Source organism: Curtobacterium sp. 'Ferrero' (assembly GCF_002412165.1).
Classification (GTDB): domain Bacteria; phylum Actinomycetota; class Actinomycetes; order Actinomycetales; family Microbacteriaceae; genus Curtobacterium.
In genome coordinates this window covers 130,443-146,501 of the sequence record NZ_NXIA01000006.1, presented here as the reverse complement: position 1 = coordinate 146,501, position 16,059 = coordinate 130,443, and the positions used below count along the sequence as shown (strand labels likewise).

The 16,059-nt window shown below is 73.7% G+C and carries 17 protein-coding genes; 8 read left to right on the top strand and 9 right to left on the bottom strand.

What is annotated here, in order from left to right; genetic code table 11:
- Window positions 1-372: 372 nt before the first annotated feature.
- The 3 genes from rlmN to Csp2054_RS07985 form a co-directional block, all read right to left on the bottom strand.
- On the bottom strand, window positions 373-1,605 hold the full coding sequence (rlmN, locus tag Csp2054_RS07995; RefSeq protein ID WP_096898770.1) for a 23S rRNA (adenine(2503)-C(2))-methyltransferase RlmN: 1,233 nt from the start codon (window positions 1,603-1,605) through the stop codon (window positions 373-375).
- A 64-nt stretch (window positions 1,606-1,669) separates the two neighbouring features.
- On the bottom strand, window positions 1,670-2,617 hold the full coding sequence (locus Csp2054_RS07990) for a C40 family peptidase (protein WP_096898769.1): 948 nt from the start codon (window positions 2,615-2,617) through the stop codon (window positions 1,670-1,672).
- Window positions 2,618-2,827: 210 nt separating this feature from the next.
- Window positions 2,828-3,604 carry a pyridoxamine 5'-phosphate oxidase family protein gene (locus tag Csp2054_RS07985; protein WP_096898768.1) on the bottom strand — a complete coding sequence of 259 codons (777 nt, stop codon included), beginning with the start codon at window positions 3,602-3,604 and terminating at the stop codon, window positions 2,828-2,830.
- A 21-nt stretch (window positions 3,605-3,625) separates the two neighbouring features.
- On the opposite strand from Csp2054_RS07985, the gene Csp2054_RS07980 reads away from it, so the two are divergent.
- Window positions 3,626-5,089 (top strand): PLP-dependent aminotransferase family protein, encoded by a 1,464-nt coding sequence (locus tag Csp2054_RS07980; RefSeq protein WP_096898767.1) that lies wholly within the window; start codon window positions 3,626-3,628, stop codon window positions 5,087-5,089.
- Between the two features lie 21 nt (window positions 5,090-5,110).
- Here the strand turns inward: Csp2054_RS07980 and Csp2054_RS07975 are convergent, their stop codons facing one another.
- From Csp2054_RS07975 to Csp2054_RS18060, 3 genes are all read right to left on the bottom strand, one after another.
- Entirely contained in the window at window positions 5,111-6,004 is an 894-nt protein-coding gene (locus Csp2054_RS07975) for an alpha/beta fold hydrolase (protein ID WP_096898766.1), read from the bottom strand.
- Window positions 6,005-6,108: 104 nt separating this feature from the next.
- Window positions 6,109-7,092 carry a helix-turn-helix domain-containing protein gene (locus tag Csp2054_RS07970; RefSeq protein WP_141399177.1) on the bottom strand — a complete coding sequence of 328 codons (984 nt, stop codon included), beginning with the start codon at window positions 7,090-7,092 and terminating at the stop codon, window positions 6,109-6,111.
- Window positions 7,089-7,256: a hypothetical protein gene (locus tag Csp2054_RS18060; RefSeq protein ID WP_176491617.1), complete on the bottom strand. Its 168-nt coding sequence runs from the start codon at window positions 7,254-7,256 to the stop codon at window positions 7,089-7,091. The genes Csp2054_RS07970 and Csp2054_RS18060 overlap by 4 nt, the downstream gene beginning before the upstream one ends.
- 231 nt (window positions 7,257-7,487) lie before the next feature.
- Between Csp2054_RS18060 and Csp2054_RS07965 the strand changes: the two genes are divergently transcribed.
- From Csp2054_RS07965 to Csp2054_RS07945, 6 genes are all read left to right on the top strand, one after another.
- Entirely contained in the window at window positions 7,488-7,838 is a 351-nt protein-coding gene (locus Csp2054_RS07965) for a GntR family transcriptional regulator (protein WP_096898764.1), read from the top strand.
- The gene (locus Csp2054_RS07960) at window positions 7,835-8,815 is read left to right on the top strand and encodes a DUF1648 domain-containing protein (RefSeq protein ID WP_096898763.1); all 981 of its coding nucleotides are present in this window, start codon (window positions 7,835-7,837) and stop codon (window positions 8,813-8,815) included. The genes Csp2054_RS07965 and Csp2054_RS07960 overlap by 4 nt, the downstream gene beginning before the upstream one ends.
- Before the next feature lie 75 nt (window positions 8,816-8,890).
- The gene (locus tag Csp2054_RS18535; protein ID WP_255252658.1) at window positions 8,891-9,229 is read left to right on the top strand and encodes a class I SAM-dependent methyltransferase; all 339 of its coding nucleotides are present in this window, start codon (window positions 8,891-8,893) and stop codon (window positions 9,227-9,229) included.
- A gap of 15 nt (window positions 9,230-9,244) precedes the next feature.
- Window positions 9,245-9,553 carry a hypothetical protein gene (locus tag Csp2054_RS18530; RefSeq protein ID WP_255252657.1) on the top strand — a complete coding sequence of 103 codons (309 nt, stop codon included), beginning with the start codon at window positions 9,245-9,247 and terminating at the stop codon, window positions 9,551-9,553.
- Between the two features lie 55 nt (window positions 9,554-9,608).
- Entirely contained in the window at window positions 9,609-10,436 is an 828-nt protein-coding gene (locus Csp2054_RS07950; RefSeq protein ID WP_096898762.1) for a DUF6807 family protein, read from the top strand.
- A 27-nt stretch (window positions 10,437-10,463) separates the two neighbouring features.
- Window positions 10,464-11,018: a tetratricopeptide repeat protein gene (locus Csp2054_RS07945; protein ID WP_255252656.1), complete on the top strand. Its 555-nt coding sequence runs from the start codon at window positions 10,464-10,466 to the stop codon at window positions 11,016-11,018.
- Between the two features lie 6 nt (window positions 11,019-11,024).
- On the opposite strand, the gene Csp2054_RS07940 is transcribed toward Csp2054_RS07945, so the two are convergent.
- Window positions 11,025-12,521 (bottom strand): protein kinase domain-containing protein, encoded by a 1,497-nt coding sequence (locus Csp2054_RS07940; RefSeq protein WP_096898761.1) that lies wholly within the window; start codon window positions 12,519-12,521, stop codon window positions 11,025-11,027.
- Window positions 12,522-12,665: 144 nt separating this feature from the next.
- On the opposite strand from Csp2054_RS07940, the gene Csp2054_RS07935 reads away from it, so the two are divergent.
- On the top strand, window positions 12,666-13,271 hold the full coding sequence (locus Csp2054_RS07935; RefSeq protein ID WP_096898760.1) for a dihydrofolate reductase family protein: 606 nt from the start codon (window positions 12,666-12,668) through the stop codon (window positions 13,269-13,271).
- Between the two features lie 13 nt (window positions 13,272-13,284).
- On the opposite strand, the gene Csp2054_RS07930 is transcribed toward Csp2054_RS07935, so the two are convergent.
- Both Csp2054_RS07930 and Csp2054_RS07925 read right to left on the bottom strand, forming a co-directional pair.
- On the bottom strand, window positions 13,285-14,079 hold the full coding sequence (locus tag Csp2054_RS07930; RefSeq protein ID WP_096898759.1) for an alpha/beta hydrolase: 795 nt from the start codon (window positions 14,077-14,079) through the stop codon (window positions 13,285-13,287).
- 157 nt (window positions 14,080-14,236) lie between these two features.
- Window positions 14,237-15,928: a long-chain-fatty-acid--CoA ligase gene (locus Csp2054_RS07925; RefSeq protein WP_096898758.1), complete on the bottom strand. Its 1,692-nt coding sequence runs from the start codon at window positions 15,926-15,928 to the stop codon at window positions 14,237-14,239.
- Between the last annotated feature and the right edge of the window lie 131 nt (window positions 15,929-16,059).

Here is a 16,059-nt window from a genome sequence, read left to right as displayed (position 1 = left end):
TCCGGACCGAGCAAGCTCGGCCACGGGGTCAATAAATTGGCATTGACAATGTGCACGCTGTTGAGTTCTCAAGGACCAGACGCACTCCCCACTCAGCCCGCAGTACAGCGGACATCATCAGAGAGGCTGGTTCGTTGCCCGGGCGAGACTCGGAGGTGACCGTTCCGGCCGTTCCGTTCTCCGCCTCAGCGGCAACGAGTGATTACTTTACGCAGAGGTGAACGGCAGCGCCAACACGTGTCGCATCCCGGGCGTGTCGTCCCCCGACTTCCCCGGGAACACGCGGGAGTCGGGGTACCGGAGCGCCCTCAGAAACGACAGGAGGCGCGGTGCGAACCCGCACCGCGCCTCCCGGCAGACCTGCCCAGCCGTCTACTCGGCCGCAGCCAACTGGCCGCACGCACCGTCGATCTCCTTGCCGCGGGTGTCGCGGAGGGTCGTCGGGATGCCGGCGGCGTTGAGTCGGCGGACGAACTCGTCCTGCACGTGCGGCTCGGACGACGTCCACACGGAGCCGGGCGTCGGGTTGAGCGGGATCGGGTTGACGTGCACCCAGCCCTTGCCACGCTTGTTCAGCTTCTCGGCGAGGAGGTCGGCGCGCCAGGCGTGGTCGTTCATGTCCTTGATGAGCGCGTACTCGATCGAGACACGGCGCCCGGTCTTCGTGAAGTACTCGTACGCGGCGTCGATGGCCTCATCGGCCTTCCACCGCGAGTTCACCGGGATGAGTTCGTCGCGGAGCTCGTCGTCCGGCGCGTGCAGGGACAGCGCGAACGTGATCGGGATGTTCTCGTCGGCGAGCTTCTTGATCGCCGGCACCAGCCCGACGGTCGACACCGTGATGCCGCGGGCGCTCATGCCGAGCCCGTTCGGCTGCGGGGCGACCATCGTGCGGACGGCGTCCATCACGCGCTTGTAGTTCGCGAGCGGCTCCCCCATCCCCATGAACACGATGTTCGTGACGCGCTCGGCGTCGACGCGGTCCTTCCCGCCCTTGCGCGGGTCGCCGCCGAGCTCCCCCGCGGCGATGGCGGCGTTCGCCCGGACGATCTGCTCGATGATCTCGGCCGTCGACATGTTGCGGGTGAGCCCGGCCTGCCCCGTCGCGCAGAACGGGCAGTTCATGCCGCACCCGGCCTGGGACGAGACGCACAGGGTGATCCGGCCGGGGTAGCGCATGAGCACCGACTCGACGAGCGCGCCGTCGTGCAGCTTCCAGAGGAACTTGATCGTGTCCCCGTTGTCGGTCGCCAGCCGCCGGGTCTCGGTGAGGAGCGGCGGGAGCATCCCGGCGACGAGCTCCTCGCGCTGAGCCGCCGGCAGGTCGGTCATCTTCGCCGGGTCGGAGGTGTGGTGCGTGAAGTAGTGGGTCGAGAGCTGCTTGGCGCGGAACCCGGGCAGGCCGAGCTCCTTGACCTTCTCGACGCGCTCCTCGACCGTGAGGTCGGCGAGGTGCACCGGCGGCTTGCCCCGCTTCGGGGAGGCGAACTGCAGGAGGGGCCGACCCTCGGAGTCCTGCGCCTGGGTCCAGCCCTCGGTGCGGGGACGCACCTGCGGACGAGCAGACCGCTGCTCTTCGAACGGGGTGCGGGTGTCGGAGGCCATCACACCAGTTTACGGGAGGCCCGTGGCGGGTCGCCGACGCTCCTCGCGCGGGCGACGGCTCGGCTCAGCTGCCCGCGGGCAGCAGGCGAGCGAAGTGGTGCGCCGCCGAGTACATCGGCACGATGTCGACGACCTCACCCGGGTGCGGTGCCTGCAGCACGAGCCCCTGGCCGAGGTAGATGCCGACGTGGTCCTCGTTGTCGTAGACGACCAGGTCGCCGGGCTTCGCCTCCGACTCCGGGATGGTCGTGGCGGCGGCGTCCTGCGTCGGCACGTAGTGCACGAGCGCGATCCCGACGGCCGCGTAGGCGACCATCGTCAGCCCGGAGCAGTCGATGCCCTGGTGGGAGGCACCACCCTCGACGTACGGGTCGCCCATGTACTGCAGGGCGGTCGCGAGCACGGTCGCCCGGTCGCCGCCGGCCGAGAGCGCCGCCGAGATCGCGGACTCCGCCTGGGCGGTGGTCACACCGAACCGGGTCACGACGGTGGGGTACGACACCACCGTGGTCGTCGTGGTCACGCCGTCGATCGCGGTGACGGGGACCTGGACGTCGTGCGCGACGGTGTAGCTCTGCACGGCGTCGGCCGGGACCCCGGCGAGGTCGGACTGCGACGTGGTCGTGCCGGCGTGCGCCGTGCTCGGCGTCGCCGCGTTCGCCGGGACCGCGAGGGTCAGGCTCGAGGTGATCGCGATGGCGGGTGCGAGGAGGATCGCGGCACGCTTGGCGTTCGCCGCGCGACGGATGTGCCGCGGGTCCAGGGCTCGCTCGGCCTTGAGCACGGCGGTGCGGGACAGGACCGCGGAACCAGCCGCAGGCACCGGCACCGGGACCGGGCGCATCGCGACGACCCGGGGACGCTTCGTCGGCTCGACGAAGGTGGCACGTGCCGCGGCGGGGCCGAGGGCCGAGCGGCGGCCGCGGGCCCGTCGGGCGTCGGGAACGGTGGGTGCGGGCAGCGCCTCGGTGTGCTGGCTGTCGGCTGCTGCGGGCAGAGCGTGTCGTCCCATGGTTCCTTCCGTCGCGACCTCGGGGGAGGCTGCTCGGGCCGCCCGAGGAGGGGCGACCCGAGAAAGTAACGTATTGGTCACGAACCTGGTCGCGGCTGGGCGGTTCCGGCGTGTTCCTGCGACTGGTCACAGGGACGGCACTCCCTCGCAGCCTCTTCAGATGCGCCACCGAGGCGCCTGCCCGGCCGTCAGGAGGCGCCTGCCCGGCCGTCAGACGGACGTCTGCCGCATGACGGCGGCGATCCGCGCCTCCCGGTCGGCCGCGAGCCGGTCGAGACGTGACGCGAACTGGCGGACCGACGCGTCGACCGTCGTGTCCCCCGAGATGTCCCCCGCCAGCGGTGCGCCGGCGCGGACGGCCAGTGGCAGCACGCCGGCCCAGACGGCGTGGTCCTCGCCGTCGTCGGGCGCCTCGCCGACGCCGGCCGCCCGGATCTTGACGCTCGCGTGCTCGAGGGGCAGCTGCAGGACCTGGGTGGCCCGGACCTCCTTCGCGGTCATGGCGCGCACTTCGTCGCGCCGTCCCGGCATCAGGTGGTCGGCGACCTGTCGGAGCGCATCCGCCCGCTGCTCGTCGGGCACGATCGTCGCGTTCCCGACGATCATCGCGCTCCGGTAGTTCGCCGAACTGTCGAAGGTGCTGCGGGCGAAGACGAGGCCGTCGACGTGGGTGACGGTGGCGGCGACAGGGATTCCGGTGGGGCCGGCGTCGAGGAAGAGTCCGCCGCCCGTCGAGCCGTGCAGGAGCAGGACCGGTCCGGTGCCGAGGTCGCCGACGCCGCACAGGAACGGGAGCACGACGGGGTGACCGCCGCGGACGAAGCCGACGTGGGCGACGAGGGCCTCGGCGAGGACGGTTCGGAGGGCCTCGGGATCGGTGTGCTGCCGGTCCCGCATGCGCCGGACGGTCAGGCTCGGGAGCAGGGGCTGCTCGGGGCTGGGGTGCTCCGGGCCGGGGTGCTCCGGGCCGGGGTGCTGCGTGGTCATGGCGTCACGCTAGGGTCGCCGGTGGACCAGTACCTGGTCCAGATGGGCGGTGGTCGAGTGGACCAGTCGGGGAAGGCCGCCGGGGTCGTCACGCGCATCCGGGCGCTCGTCGAGTCCGGGGCGCTCCGGGACGGGGACCGGGTGCCGTCCACGCGAGCGATGGCGGCCGAGCTCGGGGTGGCCCGCGGCACGGTCGTCGCGGCCTACGACCAGCTGGACGGCGAAGGCTACATCCGGACGCGTCCCGGAACGGCCGCCGTGGTCGTGGGCGGGCGGCGCGATGGAGCGTCCGCGCTCCCGCCACCGATCGGGGTCGGCGCCGTCGTGAGCCCCGTCGCAGAGTCGGACGGCCCCGACGATCCAGCCGCGCTGCCGCTCCTCGACGCCCGGCCCGGCATCCCCGCCGTCACCGCCATCGCGCCCCGCGACTGGCGTGCCGCCTGGCGCGCCGCCGCCGCGGCGCCGCTCCGCAACCGCCTGTCCGACCCCCTCGGCACCGACGAGCTCCGGACCCAGGTGGCGGCGCAGCTCGGCCTGACGCGCGGCTTCGCACCGCCGGCCGACCGGGTGGTCGTGTGCGCCGGCACCTCGGACGCCCTGTCCGTCGTCACCGAGGGACTGCGGCACCACCTCGGCCGCGCGCCACGGATCGCGGTGGAGGATCCCGGCTACCCGACCGGTCGCCGCGCCGTCCGGAGCGCCGGGGGCGAGGTCCTCGGCGTGCCCGTCACCGAGGACGGGATCGCCCTCGACGCCCTCGCCGCCCTGCCCGACGTCGACGCCGTCGTCGTGTCGCCGACGCACCAGTACCCGTTCGGCTCCGTGATGCCGGTGGCCCGTCGCCGCGCGCTGCTCGCCTGGGCGCAGCGGACCGGCACGCTCGTGGTCGAGGACGACTACGACTCGGAGTTCCGACACCGCGGGACGCCCGTTCCCGCACTCGCCGCACTCGACACCACCGGGTGCGTGCTGCACCTGGGCGGAGTCTCGAAGACGCTCGACCCGCGTCTGCGCTGCGCCTGGGCGGTGCTGCCGCAACCGCCGGCCCACTCCCCCTGGGCCCGCGCCACGGAAGCGGTCGCGACGGCTCGACGCGCGCGTGGGCCGGTGGTCGCCGAACCCGTGCAGGTCGCGGTGGCACACCTGATGCGCAACGGTGCGCTGCGCCGCCACCTCGGGCGGGTCCGGCGCGACTACACGCACCGGCGCGAGCGGATCGCGGCCTGGGTGCGCGGTGTCGACGGCCTGGAGGCACGGGCCCTGGACGGCGGGCTGCACGCGGTGGTCACGTGGTCCGGTCCGGCGACCGGGCACCAGGTGGTCGAGCGGGTCGCGGACGCCGGCGTGCGGCTCGCCGCGCTCGAGGACTACGGCTTGGGTGCCGACAGCACCGGCGCAGGGGTCGTCCTCGGGTACGGGCCGCTCACCCTGCCGGAGCTCGATCGGACCCTCGCCGCGATCGAGGAGGCCGTCGGGCGGCTCTGATGCGGGCAGCGGGCGGGTCCGTCAGCGGTCGAGGTGCTGGCGCACGCGCTCCTGCACGGCCGCGGCGTCCTCGTGGTCCCACAGGGCGAAGTGCGTCCCGCCCGGCAGGGTGACGAGCTCGGCACCGGGGATCGCCGTCGCGGCCCGTCGGCTGTGCTCGGGCAGGACGTCCGTGTCGGCGTCCCCGTGCAGCAGGAGGGTCGGCGCACGGACGGCCTCGAGCTCCAGTGAGTCGATCTCGCCGAGGTTCGCGACGTCGTTCCGCCATCCCGCGCGGTGCGGACCCGACGCGTTGCCGGTGGCCGCGAGGTCGAGCACGAAGCGGCGACGCACCGGATCGGCGAGCACGCCGTCGACGTGGGCGTCGAGGTCGGCACCGCGGAGCGAGCTGACTCCGGCGATGGCGGCGCGCACGACCGCGCCCGGGGCGATCCGGGCGGCGAGCGCCGAGAGCGCGGCTCCGGGGCGCGTCTGGGTCACGAACCACTCGGCCGGGGTCTCGTGCGGCGGCGTCCAGCGTGCGGAAAGGCCGGCGGCGACGACGAGCGCGGAGACCCGGTCGGGGTGTCGGACCGCGAGTCGGTAGGCGCTCGGACCCCCTCCGGACCAGGCGAGGAGCCCGACGCGGTCGATCCCGAGCCGGTCGAGGAGCGCGACGGCTCGGTCGGCGTCGTCGTCCAGGCTCGACCGGCCGTGCCGGACCGGCGTGCCGAGGTACCCGGGCCGGGACACGGTGACGACGCGGAATCGGTCGGACGGCAGGAACCGTCCCATGACGTCGGCTGTGTCGACGCCGCCCGGCGTGCCGTGCAACACGAGCACGGGGGTGCCGGTGCCCCGCTGGCGGACGGCGTCGCGTCGGAGCCCGTGCAGGGTCCCGCCGTGGGCCGGTCCGGGACGGGTGTCTGCGCGCATGCCCCGACGATAACCACGCGTTCCCACGGGCGTGCTGCGGGTCCGCGTCGGTCCGGGGTACGGACGGCCGGGACACGAACGCCCCGGTCGGGAGTCCTGTCCGGTCAGCGGACGGCGGTCGGGACGCGGTGGCGCAGCGTCTCGCCGGGGTACTCGCCGAACTCCTCACGGTAGGCGCCCGAGAACCGGCCCATGTGCCGGAAGCCGCACGAGATGGCGACGGCGGCGACGGAGGACGTGTCGGGGTCGGCGAGCTGGAGGCCGAGTCGTGCCTTCTCGAGACGGATCTCCCGCAGGAACGCCATGGGGGTGCACCCCTCGTGGCGCTGGAACGTCTCCTGGAGCGTGCGGACGCTCACGTCGGCGGCGCCGGCGATCTCCGGGACGGTCAGCTGGCGGTCGAACCGGGCGTGCATGAACGTCTTCGCCCGCTCGACGCTCGTGGCCCGCGGTCCGGGGACGTGCCCGTCCGGCATCGGTTCGAACGCGGCGAGGACGGCCTCGGCGAGCAGGAGGTCGAGCGCGTCCCGCGACTCGCCGACGGTGCTGCGGTCGAGGAGCGCCGGGGCGAGGGCCCGGACGACGTCCTGCAGCGCACCCAGCCGTTCGGGGTCGACCGTCACCGGCAGGCTGAGCGGCCGGGGCGCCGCGTCCGTTCCCCTGGCGGCGACCGCCTCGAGGTAGTCAGCCCCGAAGTGGACGGAGTGCAGCGTGCCGGCGACGCACTCGACGGCGAACTCGCGGTCGGCCGGGAAGGCGATCGGCACCGACGGGAGCATCGTCACCTCGACGGGTCGGCCGGGGTCGACGACGGTGCCGCCCTCGACGGTCCAGGCGAGCACGTACTGCCGCTCGGGGGCGAGGTGGCCGGCGAACGGGGCCGTCGTGCCGGTCGTCCGGAGGCTGACGCGACCGTCGCTGACGGAGCGGTAGCGGAACCGGAACCCGTCGGCACCGACGTCGGCGAAGCGGACGTCCCGCCCGCGCAGCACCTCCCTGAGGAGCGCAACGGCGTCCTGTGGCGCGCTGAGGGTGCGGGCGACGTCCCGGACGGACGGGCGGGAGGGGCCGTTGGGTGCGGCGTTCACGAGGTGCCCGTCCGGCCGGTCGCCGTCGGCCAGCTGAGGTCGGCGAGCGACGGGCGGGTGGGCTCGTCCTCGACCGCCCAGCCGCGTCGGAGCGCCTTGCGCAGGTGTCGGTAGGTGGTGATGCGGGCGGGTTCGACGGCCTGGTCGGACTCGTACTTCGTCATGGCGTGCTCCCTCTTCACGACGCCCCAGCCCGGGCCGGTCCCTGGTCGGCAGGCGGGGGTGTGTTGCACGGATTCCCTGTCGTTCGCAACGGTACGCGCAAACCGGATGACCACGGATGGACCTCCCGCGGGAACCGCGCGATCCGGACGTCCCCCGGACGGGGGTGACCCGAGCCACCCGGGCTGGAGAGCCCTCGCCGCACCTCCGCGTTGTTCGCATACAATGCAAACATGCTCATCACCGTGGACCCCGGAGCCCGAGCGTCGCTGGCCGACCAGGTGGCCTCGCAGGTCCGGATCGCGATCGCCCGGGGCGACCTCGCGGCCGGAGAGCGGCTGCCCTCCGCGCGGGAACTCGCAGCGTCGATCGACGTGAACATGCACACGGTGTTGCGGGCCTACGCCCGGCTGCAGGAGGACGGCTTGATCGATCTCCGCCGGGGGCGTGGGGCGACGGTGCTGCGCTCCGGGAACGCTTCGTCCGACCGGCTCCGGAGCCTGGTCGTCGAACTGCGCGACCAAGCGGAATCGCTCGGGGTGCCGCTCGACGAACTGTTCACGATGCTGAAGGGGGCACGATGACGACGAACGACGACGCAGGGCCGGAGGCCGAGCGACGCCACTCACCCGGGATCCGCCTGGCGGTGCTCGCGCCGACCTCGGTGGTGACGCTCGTCCTCGCAGGCGTCGCGGTGGCGGCCGCGCCCGGACTCCCGGGACGGGTCGCGACCCACTTCGGCCCGGACGGGACCGCCGACGGCTGGGGATCGCCGTGGACCTTCTTCTGGATCGCCTTCGCGGTCGCGGTCGCCGCCGTCGCGGTCTCGATCGTCGCGCTCCGGATGCGCGATCGTCGGACTGCGGCGCTCGTCGTCCTCGTCCCGGCGCTGATCGCGCCCGTCCTCGTCGCGGCGTGGATCGCGGTGGTGGTGACGGCGCTGAACGGCTCGGATCACTTCGCGCCCTGGTGGGCCGTCGTGTTCGTGGCACTCGGCGGGGCGGCCGCAGCGATCTCGGTTCCGCCCCTCGTCCGGAGCGCACCGCCGGTGCCGGCGCGCGACGTCGCGCCGCTGCCGATCGGGGAAGACGCACGCGTGGCGTGGCGGGGCCACGTCGCGAACGCCTGGTTCACCGTGTCCGGGCTCGCGGCGGTCGTCGGCGCCGTCGTGCTCACGGTGCTCGTGGCGCGGGTGGACACGGCGGCCGCGGCGGTGTCCGGGGTGGTCCTGCTCCTCGCCGGCGTGTCGTCACTCGTGCTGGCATGGGTGGACGTCACGGTCGACCGACGGGGCCTGCGACTGACTTCGACCTGGGCGCGACTTCCGATCATGCGGGTCCCGCTCGAGCGGATCGAGTCGTGCGGCGGGGAACTGGTCTCACCCGGGCAGTGGGGCGGGTGGGGCTACCGGATCTCCGGGCGCGGGATCGCCTACGTCGCGAAGGCGGGCCCGGGCATCGTCGTCCGTCTCCGCGGCGGAGGAGCCCGGATGGTGACCGTCGACGATGCCGAGCGGGGCACGGCGGTCCTCGGCGCGCTGCTCGCCGCCCGCTCCGTCTGAGTCGGACCGGACGTCGTGTTGCCGGAACGGCGAGACGTCTGGACACCGGCTCCGGGACGGGTGTGCACTGACGCCGTGCACCTCCACGACGACCAGCCTCCCCACCACGACCAGCCTCGCCACCACGCTCGTTCCTGGTGGGAAGCCCGCTACGCGGAACGGGACGGCGTGTGGTCGGGTCGGGTGAACGCGGTGCTCGCCAGCGTGGCTCCCGGCCTGCCGACCGGCCGGGCCCTCGACCTCGGCTGCGGCGAGGGCGGCGACGTCGTCTGGCTCGCCGAGCAGGGCTGGGACGTGGTCGGCGTCGACCTGTCACTCACCGCACTGACGCGGGCGTCCCGCGCCGCGGTGTCGGCCGGCGTCGAGCACCGGACCGCGTTCGTCGCCGCCGACCTGGCCGCCTGGGACACATAGGAGCGGTTCGCCCTGGTGACGGCGTCGTTCCTGCACTCGTGGCCGGTCGTGATCCCCCGGGACGACATCCTCCGCCGGGCTGCCGGGTTCGTCGCACCGGGCGGCCACCTGCTCGTCACCGCACACGCCGCGCCCCCGCACGGTGACCTGCCGCCGGAGATGGCCGGGCACCGGTTCCCGTCGCCGGCGGACGACCTCGGCGCACTGGCCCTCGGCGCCGGCTGGGACGTGCTCGAGGCCGACGAACGACCGAGGACCGTGCTGACCGCCGAGGGGCACGAGCACCACACCTCGGACGGCGTCGTGCTCGCGCGCCGACGCTGAGACCGATCCCCACGCGGACCGGGATGCTGCTGGTCACGGGCGTAGCGTCGACACGGTGAGCGACGACGAGGACCTTCCGACCTCCGCCGGCGTGCGTGATGCCCTCGCGGTCGGCGGCACCACCGTCGCCGTCGTCGTCGACGGTGCCGGTGCCTCCGTCGGCTCGGTCCCGCGTCCGTACCTCCACCCCGTGCGGACCCGCTGCGGCACCACGGTCAGCGCGCACCACCCGCCGGACCACGAGTGGCACTGCGGGGTCGGCGTCGCCGTCCCGGACCTCGACGGCGTGAACTGCTGGGGCGGGCCGACCTACGTGCACGGCACCGGGTACGTGTGGCGCGACGACCACGGGCGCGCCGAGGTCCGTCGCCGCGAGCGGCGCGACGGAGTCCTGGTGCAGGACGTCCGGTGGACGGGACCGGACGAGCGGGTCCTGCTCCACGAACACCGTTCGGTCGCCGCGTACGCCACGGACGCCGGCTGGGAGCTGCGCTGGTCGTCGTCGTTCTGCACACCCGGCGACGTCGGTGTCGTCCTCGGCAGCCCCGGCAGCAACGGCCGGGTCGGTGCCGGGTACGGCGGGTTCACCTGGCGGTTCCCGCCGTGCTCCGAGGTGGTCGTCCGGACGGCGGACGCCTCGGGCGAGGCCGCCGTGCACGGGTCCGTCGCGCCGTGGGTGGAGTGGTCCGCGGCGTTCGCGGACGGGCGCGCCACGGTGCGGCTCGAGGCGCTCGACCACCGCGACCCCTGGTTCGTCCGGGTCGCCGAGTACCCGGCGATCGGATCCGCCCTGGCGTGGAGCGACCCCATGACGGTGCTCCCTGGCACACCGCTGGTCCGGTCCTTCCGCGCGACCGTGACCGACGACACGGCCGTCGGCTGAGCCGACGCACCTGGCTACGCTGGCCGGATGGACGAGGCGCGTGACGGTGATCGGGTGGGCGACGACGGACGGGAGGCACGTGACGGGATGGTGACGGGCCTCCAGGCCGACGAGTGGGAGCGTCGGGTCGCTGCCCTGTGGGCGGACGAGTCCGTCGACGACGCCGGGCGCACGACGCGGATGCGCGAGCTCGTCGAGCATGCGCCGCACCCCGCGGTCGGCGCGTTCGAGCTGGGCGGTGCGTTCGACTCGGGTGGGCAGGAGGCGGAGGCGGACGAGCAGTACGCCGCGGCGACGGCGGCCGGGCTCGCCGACGTCGACCCGGACCGGGCGGCACGGATGGTCGTGCAGCACGCGTCGACGCTCCGGAACCTCGGCCGGGTGGACGAGGCGATCACCATGCTCGACACGGCTCCCGAGCACCCGGCGACCGGTGCCGCGCCCCGGGTGTTCCTCGCGCTGGCGCTGCACAGTGCCGGGCGTGTGGACGAAGCCCTGCGGGTCGCGATCGAGGCCGTGGAGCCGACGCTCCCGCGGTACCACCGGTCGGTGCGGGCGTACGCGGCGGCGCTGACGTCCTGACCGAGGTCAGTGTGCGCGGTCGATCGGCAGGGCGTCGTTCGTCGTCCGGAGGGTCTCCTGGCGGAGCTCGAGCTGTGACACGGCGAGCGCCGCGAGGTCGCGGAGGTTCGCGATGTCGCCCTCGGTGACCTCGCGCGGACGCCGGTCGAGCACGGCGAGCGTGCCGATGGTCGTGCCGTCGTGCTTGACCATCGGGACGCTCACGTAGAAGCGGATCCCGAGCGGTCCGGTGACGAGGGGGCTCTCCCGCATCTCCGGGTGGACGGCTCCGTCGGGGATGACGACCGGCTCCGGCACCGGTGCGAAGCCGTTCCGGAAGCTGATGTTGCGCGCACTCGGGTCGACACCGTCCGCGATGTAGGACTGGGTCCACTCGCGGTCGTCGTCGAGCGCCTCCACGAGCGCGATCGGGGCGTCGAAGAGCCGCGCGGCCATGGCGGTCGTCCGGTGCAGCGCCTCCTCGGGGAGCGTGTCGAGCGTCGAGGGCCGGTCGGCGTCGACAGCGGCAGCGCTCGCGCCGGCCTGCGGGGCAGCGTGCGCGCCGTCCATCGGGGCAGCGTGCGCGCCGGCCTGCGGGGCAGCGTTCGCGCCGGGCCCCGTGAGCGGCGTCGCTGCTGACGCGTCCTCCGGGGTCGCGCCGGTGGGGTCGACGACGCGGTCGGGGGCGGACGTGTCGGCGATCACGACGTCGCGGAGCATGGTGACGAGCTCGGCGCCGAGGGGACGGTCGGCCGGGTCCTGGGCGGTCATCGCACGCAGGAGGGTCTTCCAGTGCTCGGGCAGCGGCTCGGGCAGCTGAGGGTCACGGGAGAGCCGGGCGATCGCCGACTCGACCACGGAGCCCGGGAACTCGCGGCGACGGGTGAAGCACTGCAGCAGGACGAGCCCGAGCGAGTACACGTCGCTGGCGGGACCGACGTCGCCGCCGCGGGCCTGCTCGGGGCTGAGGTAGGCGGCGGTGCCGGTGGTGACGCCGTCGGCGGTGAGGCGTTCCGCTCCCTCGGCGATCGCGATGCCGAAGTCGGTCAGACGGGCCCGGGCCCGGTCGGCGTCGTGGCCGTAGTCGACGAGCAGGATGTTCGACGGCTTGATGTCACGGTGCACGACCCCGTGGGCGTGGATGTAGTGGAGCGCCTCGGCCATGTCGAAGCCGATCTCGGCGATGTGCCGGACGGCGAGCGGGCCGACCGACAACCGTGCCTCGAGGTCCTGGCCGACCACGAGGGACATCACGATGTAGCGCCGCTGCGTGCCCTCGACGGTGGTGACGACGCCGGCGTCGAGGAGGCTGACGAGGTTGTGGTGCTCGAGTGCGGCGAGGACTCCGAGCTCGGCGTCCTGACGGGCGATGTCCACCGAGCCGGCGTGGAACACCTTCACCGCCACGGGGCGTCGGAGCGTCTCGTCCGTGCCGCGGTAGACGACGGACATGCCGCCCTGACCGATCGCCTGCTCGAGTCGGTACCGTCCGTCGAGGAGCGGCGCTGCGTCGTCGTGCGTCATGGGGTCCTCGTGGTCGGTGGGGCTGACGCTGCATCCTCCCATCCGGAGGGCGGAGCCGCGTGCACTGGTTCGTCCAGCGGACCGGCGTGGCGTGGCGGACCCCGGGTAGCATCGCCGCATCGCAGGTCCGACGAAGGAGTCGCCATGCCCGGTCGTTTCGTGTACTGGATGAACGTGTCCGTCGACGGGTACATCGAGCGCGGCCCCGGCGAGCACGACGGCCCCGACGGCCCGGAGTGGGTCAGCATCGACGAGGAGCTGCACCGCGAGTTCAACCGGCGCGCGGCGGCGATGGCGCTGTCCGTCGAGGGGCGGGTGGTGCGCGACCTCATGGACCCGTTCTGGCCCGACGCGGTGCACGACGAGTCGCTGCCCGGGTACATGCGCGAGTACGGCGCGATCTGGACCGCGCAGCCGAAGGTGCTCGTGTCGCGGACGCGGACGGAGGCCGGCCACGGCACCCGCGTGGTCGGCGCGGACGGTGACGCCGTCGAGCAGCTCGCCCGCATCCGGCAGGAGACCGAGGGCGACATCGGGGTGGGCGGCGCGGACCTCGCGTCGCAGCTCCTCGACGCGGGACTCGTCGACGAGCTCATGCTGTTCACGCACCCCGCGGTGCTCGGCGGTGGACGTCCGCTGTTCGACCCGCCGCGGTCCGGCGAGCGGGCACCGATCCGGCTGGCACTGCTGGAGGAGCAGCACTTCGGGACGGGCGTGGTGCTCCGGCGCTGGGAGGTCGTCCGCGAGTAGGCCGAACCCGGGCTCAGTCCGCGAGCAGGAACGCCGCGAACCGCTCGATGGTCCGGAGCGCCTCGGCACTGCCCTCGTCGTTGAGGTGTCCGTGGAAGGTCCCCGGCTCGACCGCGTACGTCACCGGCACGCCAGCGGCCCGCAGTTCGTCGGCGAACGCCGCGCCGCTCGCGCGCAGGTCGTCGCGTTCCGAGTCGACGATGCAGGTCGGCGGGAAGCCCGCGAGCTCCGCTCCCCCGGCGAACACCCCGTCGGTGGCGCCGGCTGCGTGGTTGGCGTTCATCGACCGCACGCTCTCCGGCGTGAATCGTCGTGCCGCTTCGACGCCGACCATCACCGCGGCGAGTTCGTCGGACGGTGCCGGCAGTTCGGCGTGCACGGTCGGGTACGCGAGCAGCACCTGCCGGGGCGCCTGACCGTCGGCCACCAGCCGGAGCGCGGCCGACGCCGTGATCGAGGCCCCCGCACTCGCCCCGCCGATCGACCAGTCGCGCCCGCCGGTGTCGAGTGACGTGTCGGCGCGGACCGTCGCGAGCACGTGGCGGACCTCGTCTTGCGGCACCGGGAAGTGGACCCCGTCCGGGCGCTCGTCGCTCGGCGCGAGCCGGTAGTCGACCTCGACCGTCGTGATGCCCCGGGCGGCGAGCTCACGCGCCACCTGCACGGATTCGGGCATCTCGAGGTCGCCGTGCAGGAACCCGCCGCCGTGCGACCACACGAGCCCGGCGCGTGCTGCGCCGTCCGGCTGGTGGACGCGGATGCGCAGCGGTCCGTGGGGGCCGTCGAGCGTGTGGAAGGTGGGGTTCACGGGCGTCCTCGTGGTTCGCGGGCTGGCTGGTCGGGTGGGTGGGCGCCGACCGGTGGTCGGCGGGACCGGGCGGGAGGCGCGGATCGCGTGAGCAGACCTGCGCACGCGATCCGGGCCTCCCGTCCGGCGCGTCGCGACGCGGCCTGCGGCCGCGGTGTCAGGCGTCCTGCGCGCTGAAGCGGGCGACGAGCTCGCGCTTCAGCACCTTGCCGCTCGGGCCCAGCGGCAGCGCGTCGACGACGTGGACGACGCGGGGGAACTTGTACGCGGCGATCTCGGCGGCGACGAAGTCGATGAGCTCCTGCGGGGTGACGGTCGCCCCGTCGCTGAGCACGACCGCGGCCTCGACCTCCTGCCCGTGCTGCTCGTGCGGGGTGCCGAACACCGCGGCCATCCGGACCTCCGGGTGGGTGGCGAGGACCTCCTCGACCTGCCGCGGGTACACGTTGTAGCCGTTGCGGATGATCATGTCCTTGGTGCGGTCGACGATCGTGAGGTACCCGTCGTCGTCCTTCGTCCCGAGGTCGCCGGTGCGGAACCACCCGTCGACGATCGCGGCGGCGGTGTCCTCCGGACGGTCGAGGTACCCGTTCATGAGGTTGTGGCCGCGGATGACGAGCTCGCCGATCTCGCCGTGCGGCAGCATGACGATCCGGTCCGTCTGCTCGGGGTCGGCGATCTCGACGTCGACACCCCACACCGGCGTGCCGATGGTCCCGGGGCGCGGGGTGGTGCCGACGTGGTTGAACGTGGCGACCGGCGAGGTCTCGGTCAGGCCGTAGCCCTCGTGGACGGGTGCGTGGAACACCGTCTGGAACCGTTCGAGGACGGCGAGCGGGAGCGATGCTCCGCCGGAGATGGCGTAGCGGAGCGGCGGCCGGGCCTCGGAACGGGTGGCGGCGTCGAGCAGTGCCATGTACATCGTCGGGACGCCCATGAACACGCCCGTGCCGTGCTCGACCATCGCGGCGAGCGCCGTGTCGCCGTCGAACTTCGGCAGCAGCACGATGGTCGCGCCGACGCGGAAGCCGGTGTTCATCGTGCAGGTCTGTCCGAAGGTGTGGAACAGCGGCAGGGCGCCGAGGAGGACGTCGCCGCGGTGGAGGTCGAACGTGGTCATCACGTTCGTGTTGACCTGCTCGAGGAGGGAGAAGTGGGATCCCTCCGCGCCCTTGGGGTGGCCGGTGGTGCCGCTGGTGTAGAGGATCGTGGCGGTGTCGAACGGGTCGCGGGGCACGTAGGTGTCGAGGGGGTCGCTGCGCTGCGCGAGGTCCTCGAGCCGGTCGGGGGCGGCGGCCGGGGTCCCGGCGGCGGCTCCGTCGGGCTCTGTGCTGGCGGTGGCGGCCGCGCTGGGTGGGGCGAGGACGGATACGACGTCGACGCCGGCGAGCTGGGCGCCCGCCGCGCCCTCGGCGAGGAGCGGCGCAGCGCACACCAGGACCGAGGCGCCGCTGTCGCGGAGCACGTACTCGATCTCGTGCCGCTTGAGCAGGGCGTGCACGGGCACGACGACGGCGCCGAGCGCGAGCGTGGCGTAGTAGACGCGGGGGAAGTCCTCAACGTTCGGGACGAGCATCGCCACCCGCGACCCGGGCTCGATGCCGCGGGCCCGCAGCGCGCCCGCGTAGGCGAGGGTCTGCGCCCACAGTTCGGCGTAGGTGGTGCGACGGTCGCCGACCACGACGGCGACGTCGTCCGGGTACCGGGCCGCGGACTCGGCGAGGATCGCGGCGACGGAGGCGGTGGCCTGCGACCGACGGCCCGTGGCGGGACCGCTGGTGCTCGGCGCGGTGGTGGTGGCTGGGGTGGCGGTGGCCTCGTGGGCCTCGGCCGTGCTGGTGTCGGTCATCCCGGTCTCGATCTCCGTCGACGAGCGCGTGGATTTCGATCCTACGGCCGCCCGGTGACACGGTCACTGCCCCCGGTCAGGCGTCACGCACGGGCGTCCCCGGCCCTCCTCGCGGCGTCGTCGAGATCTAC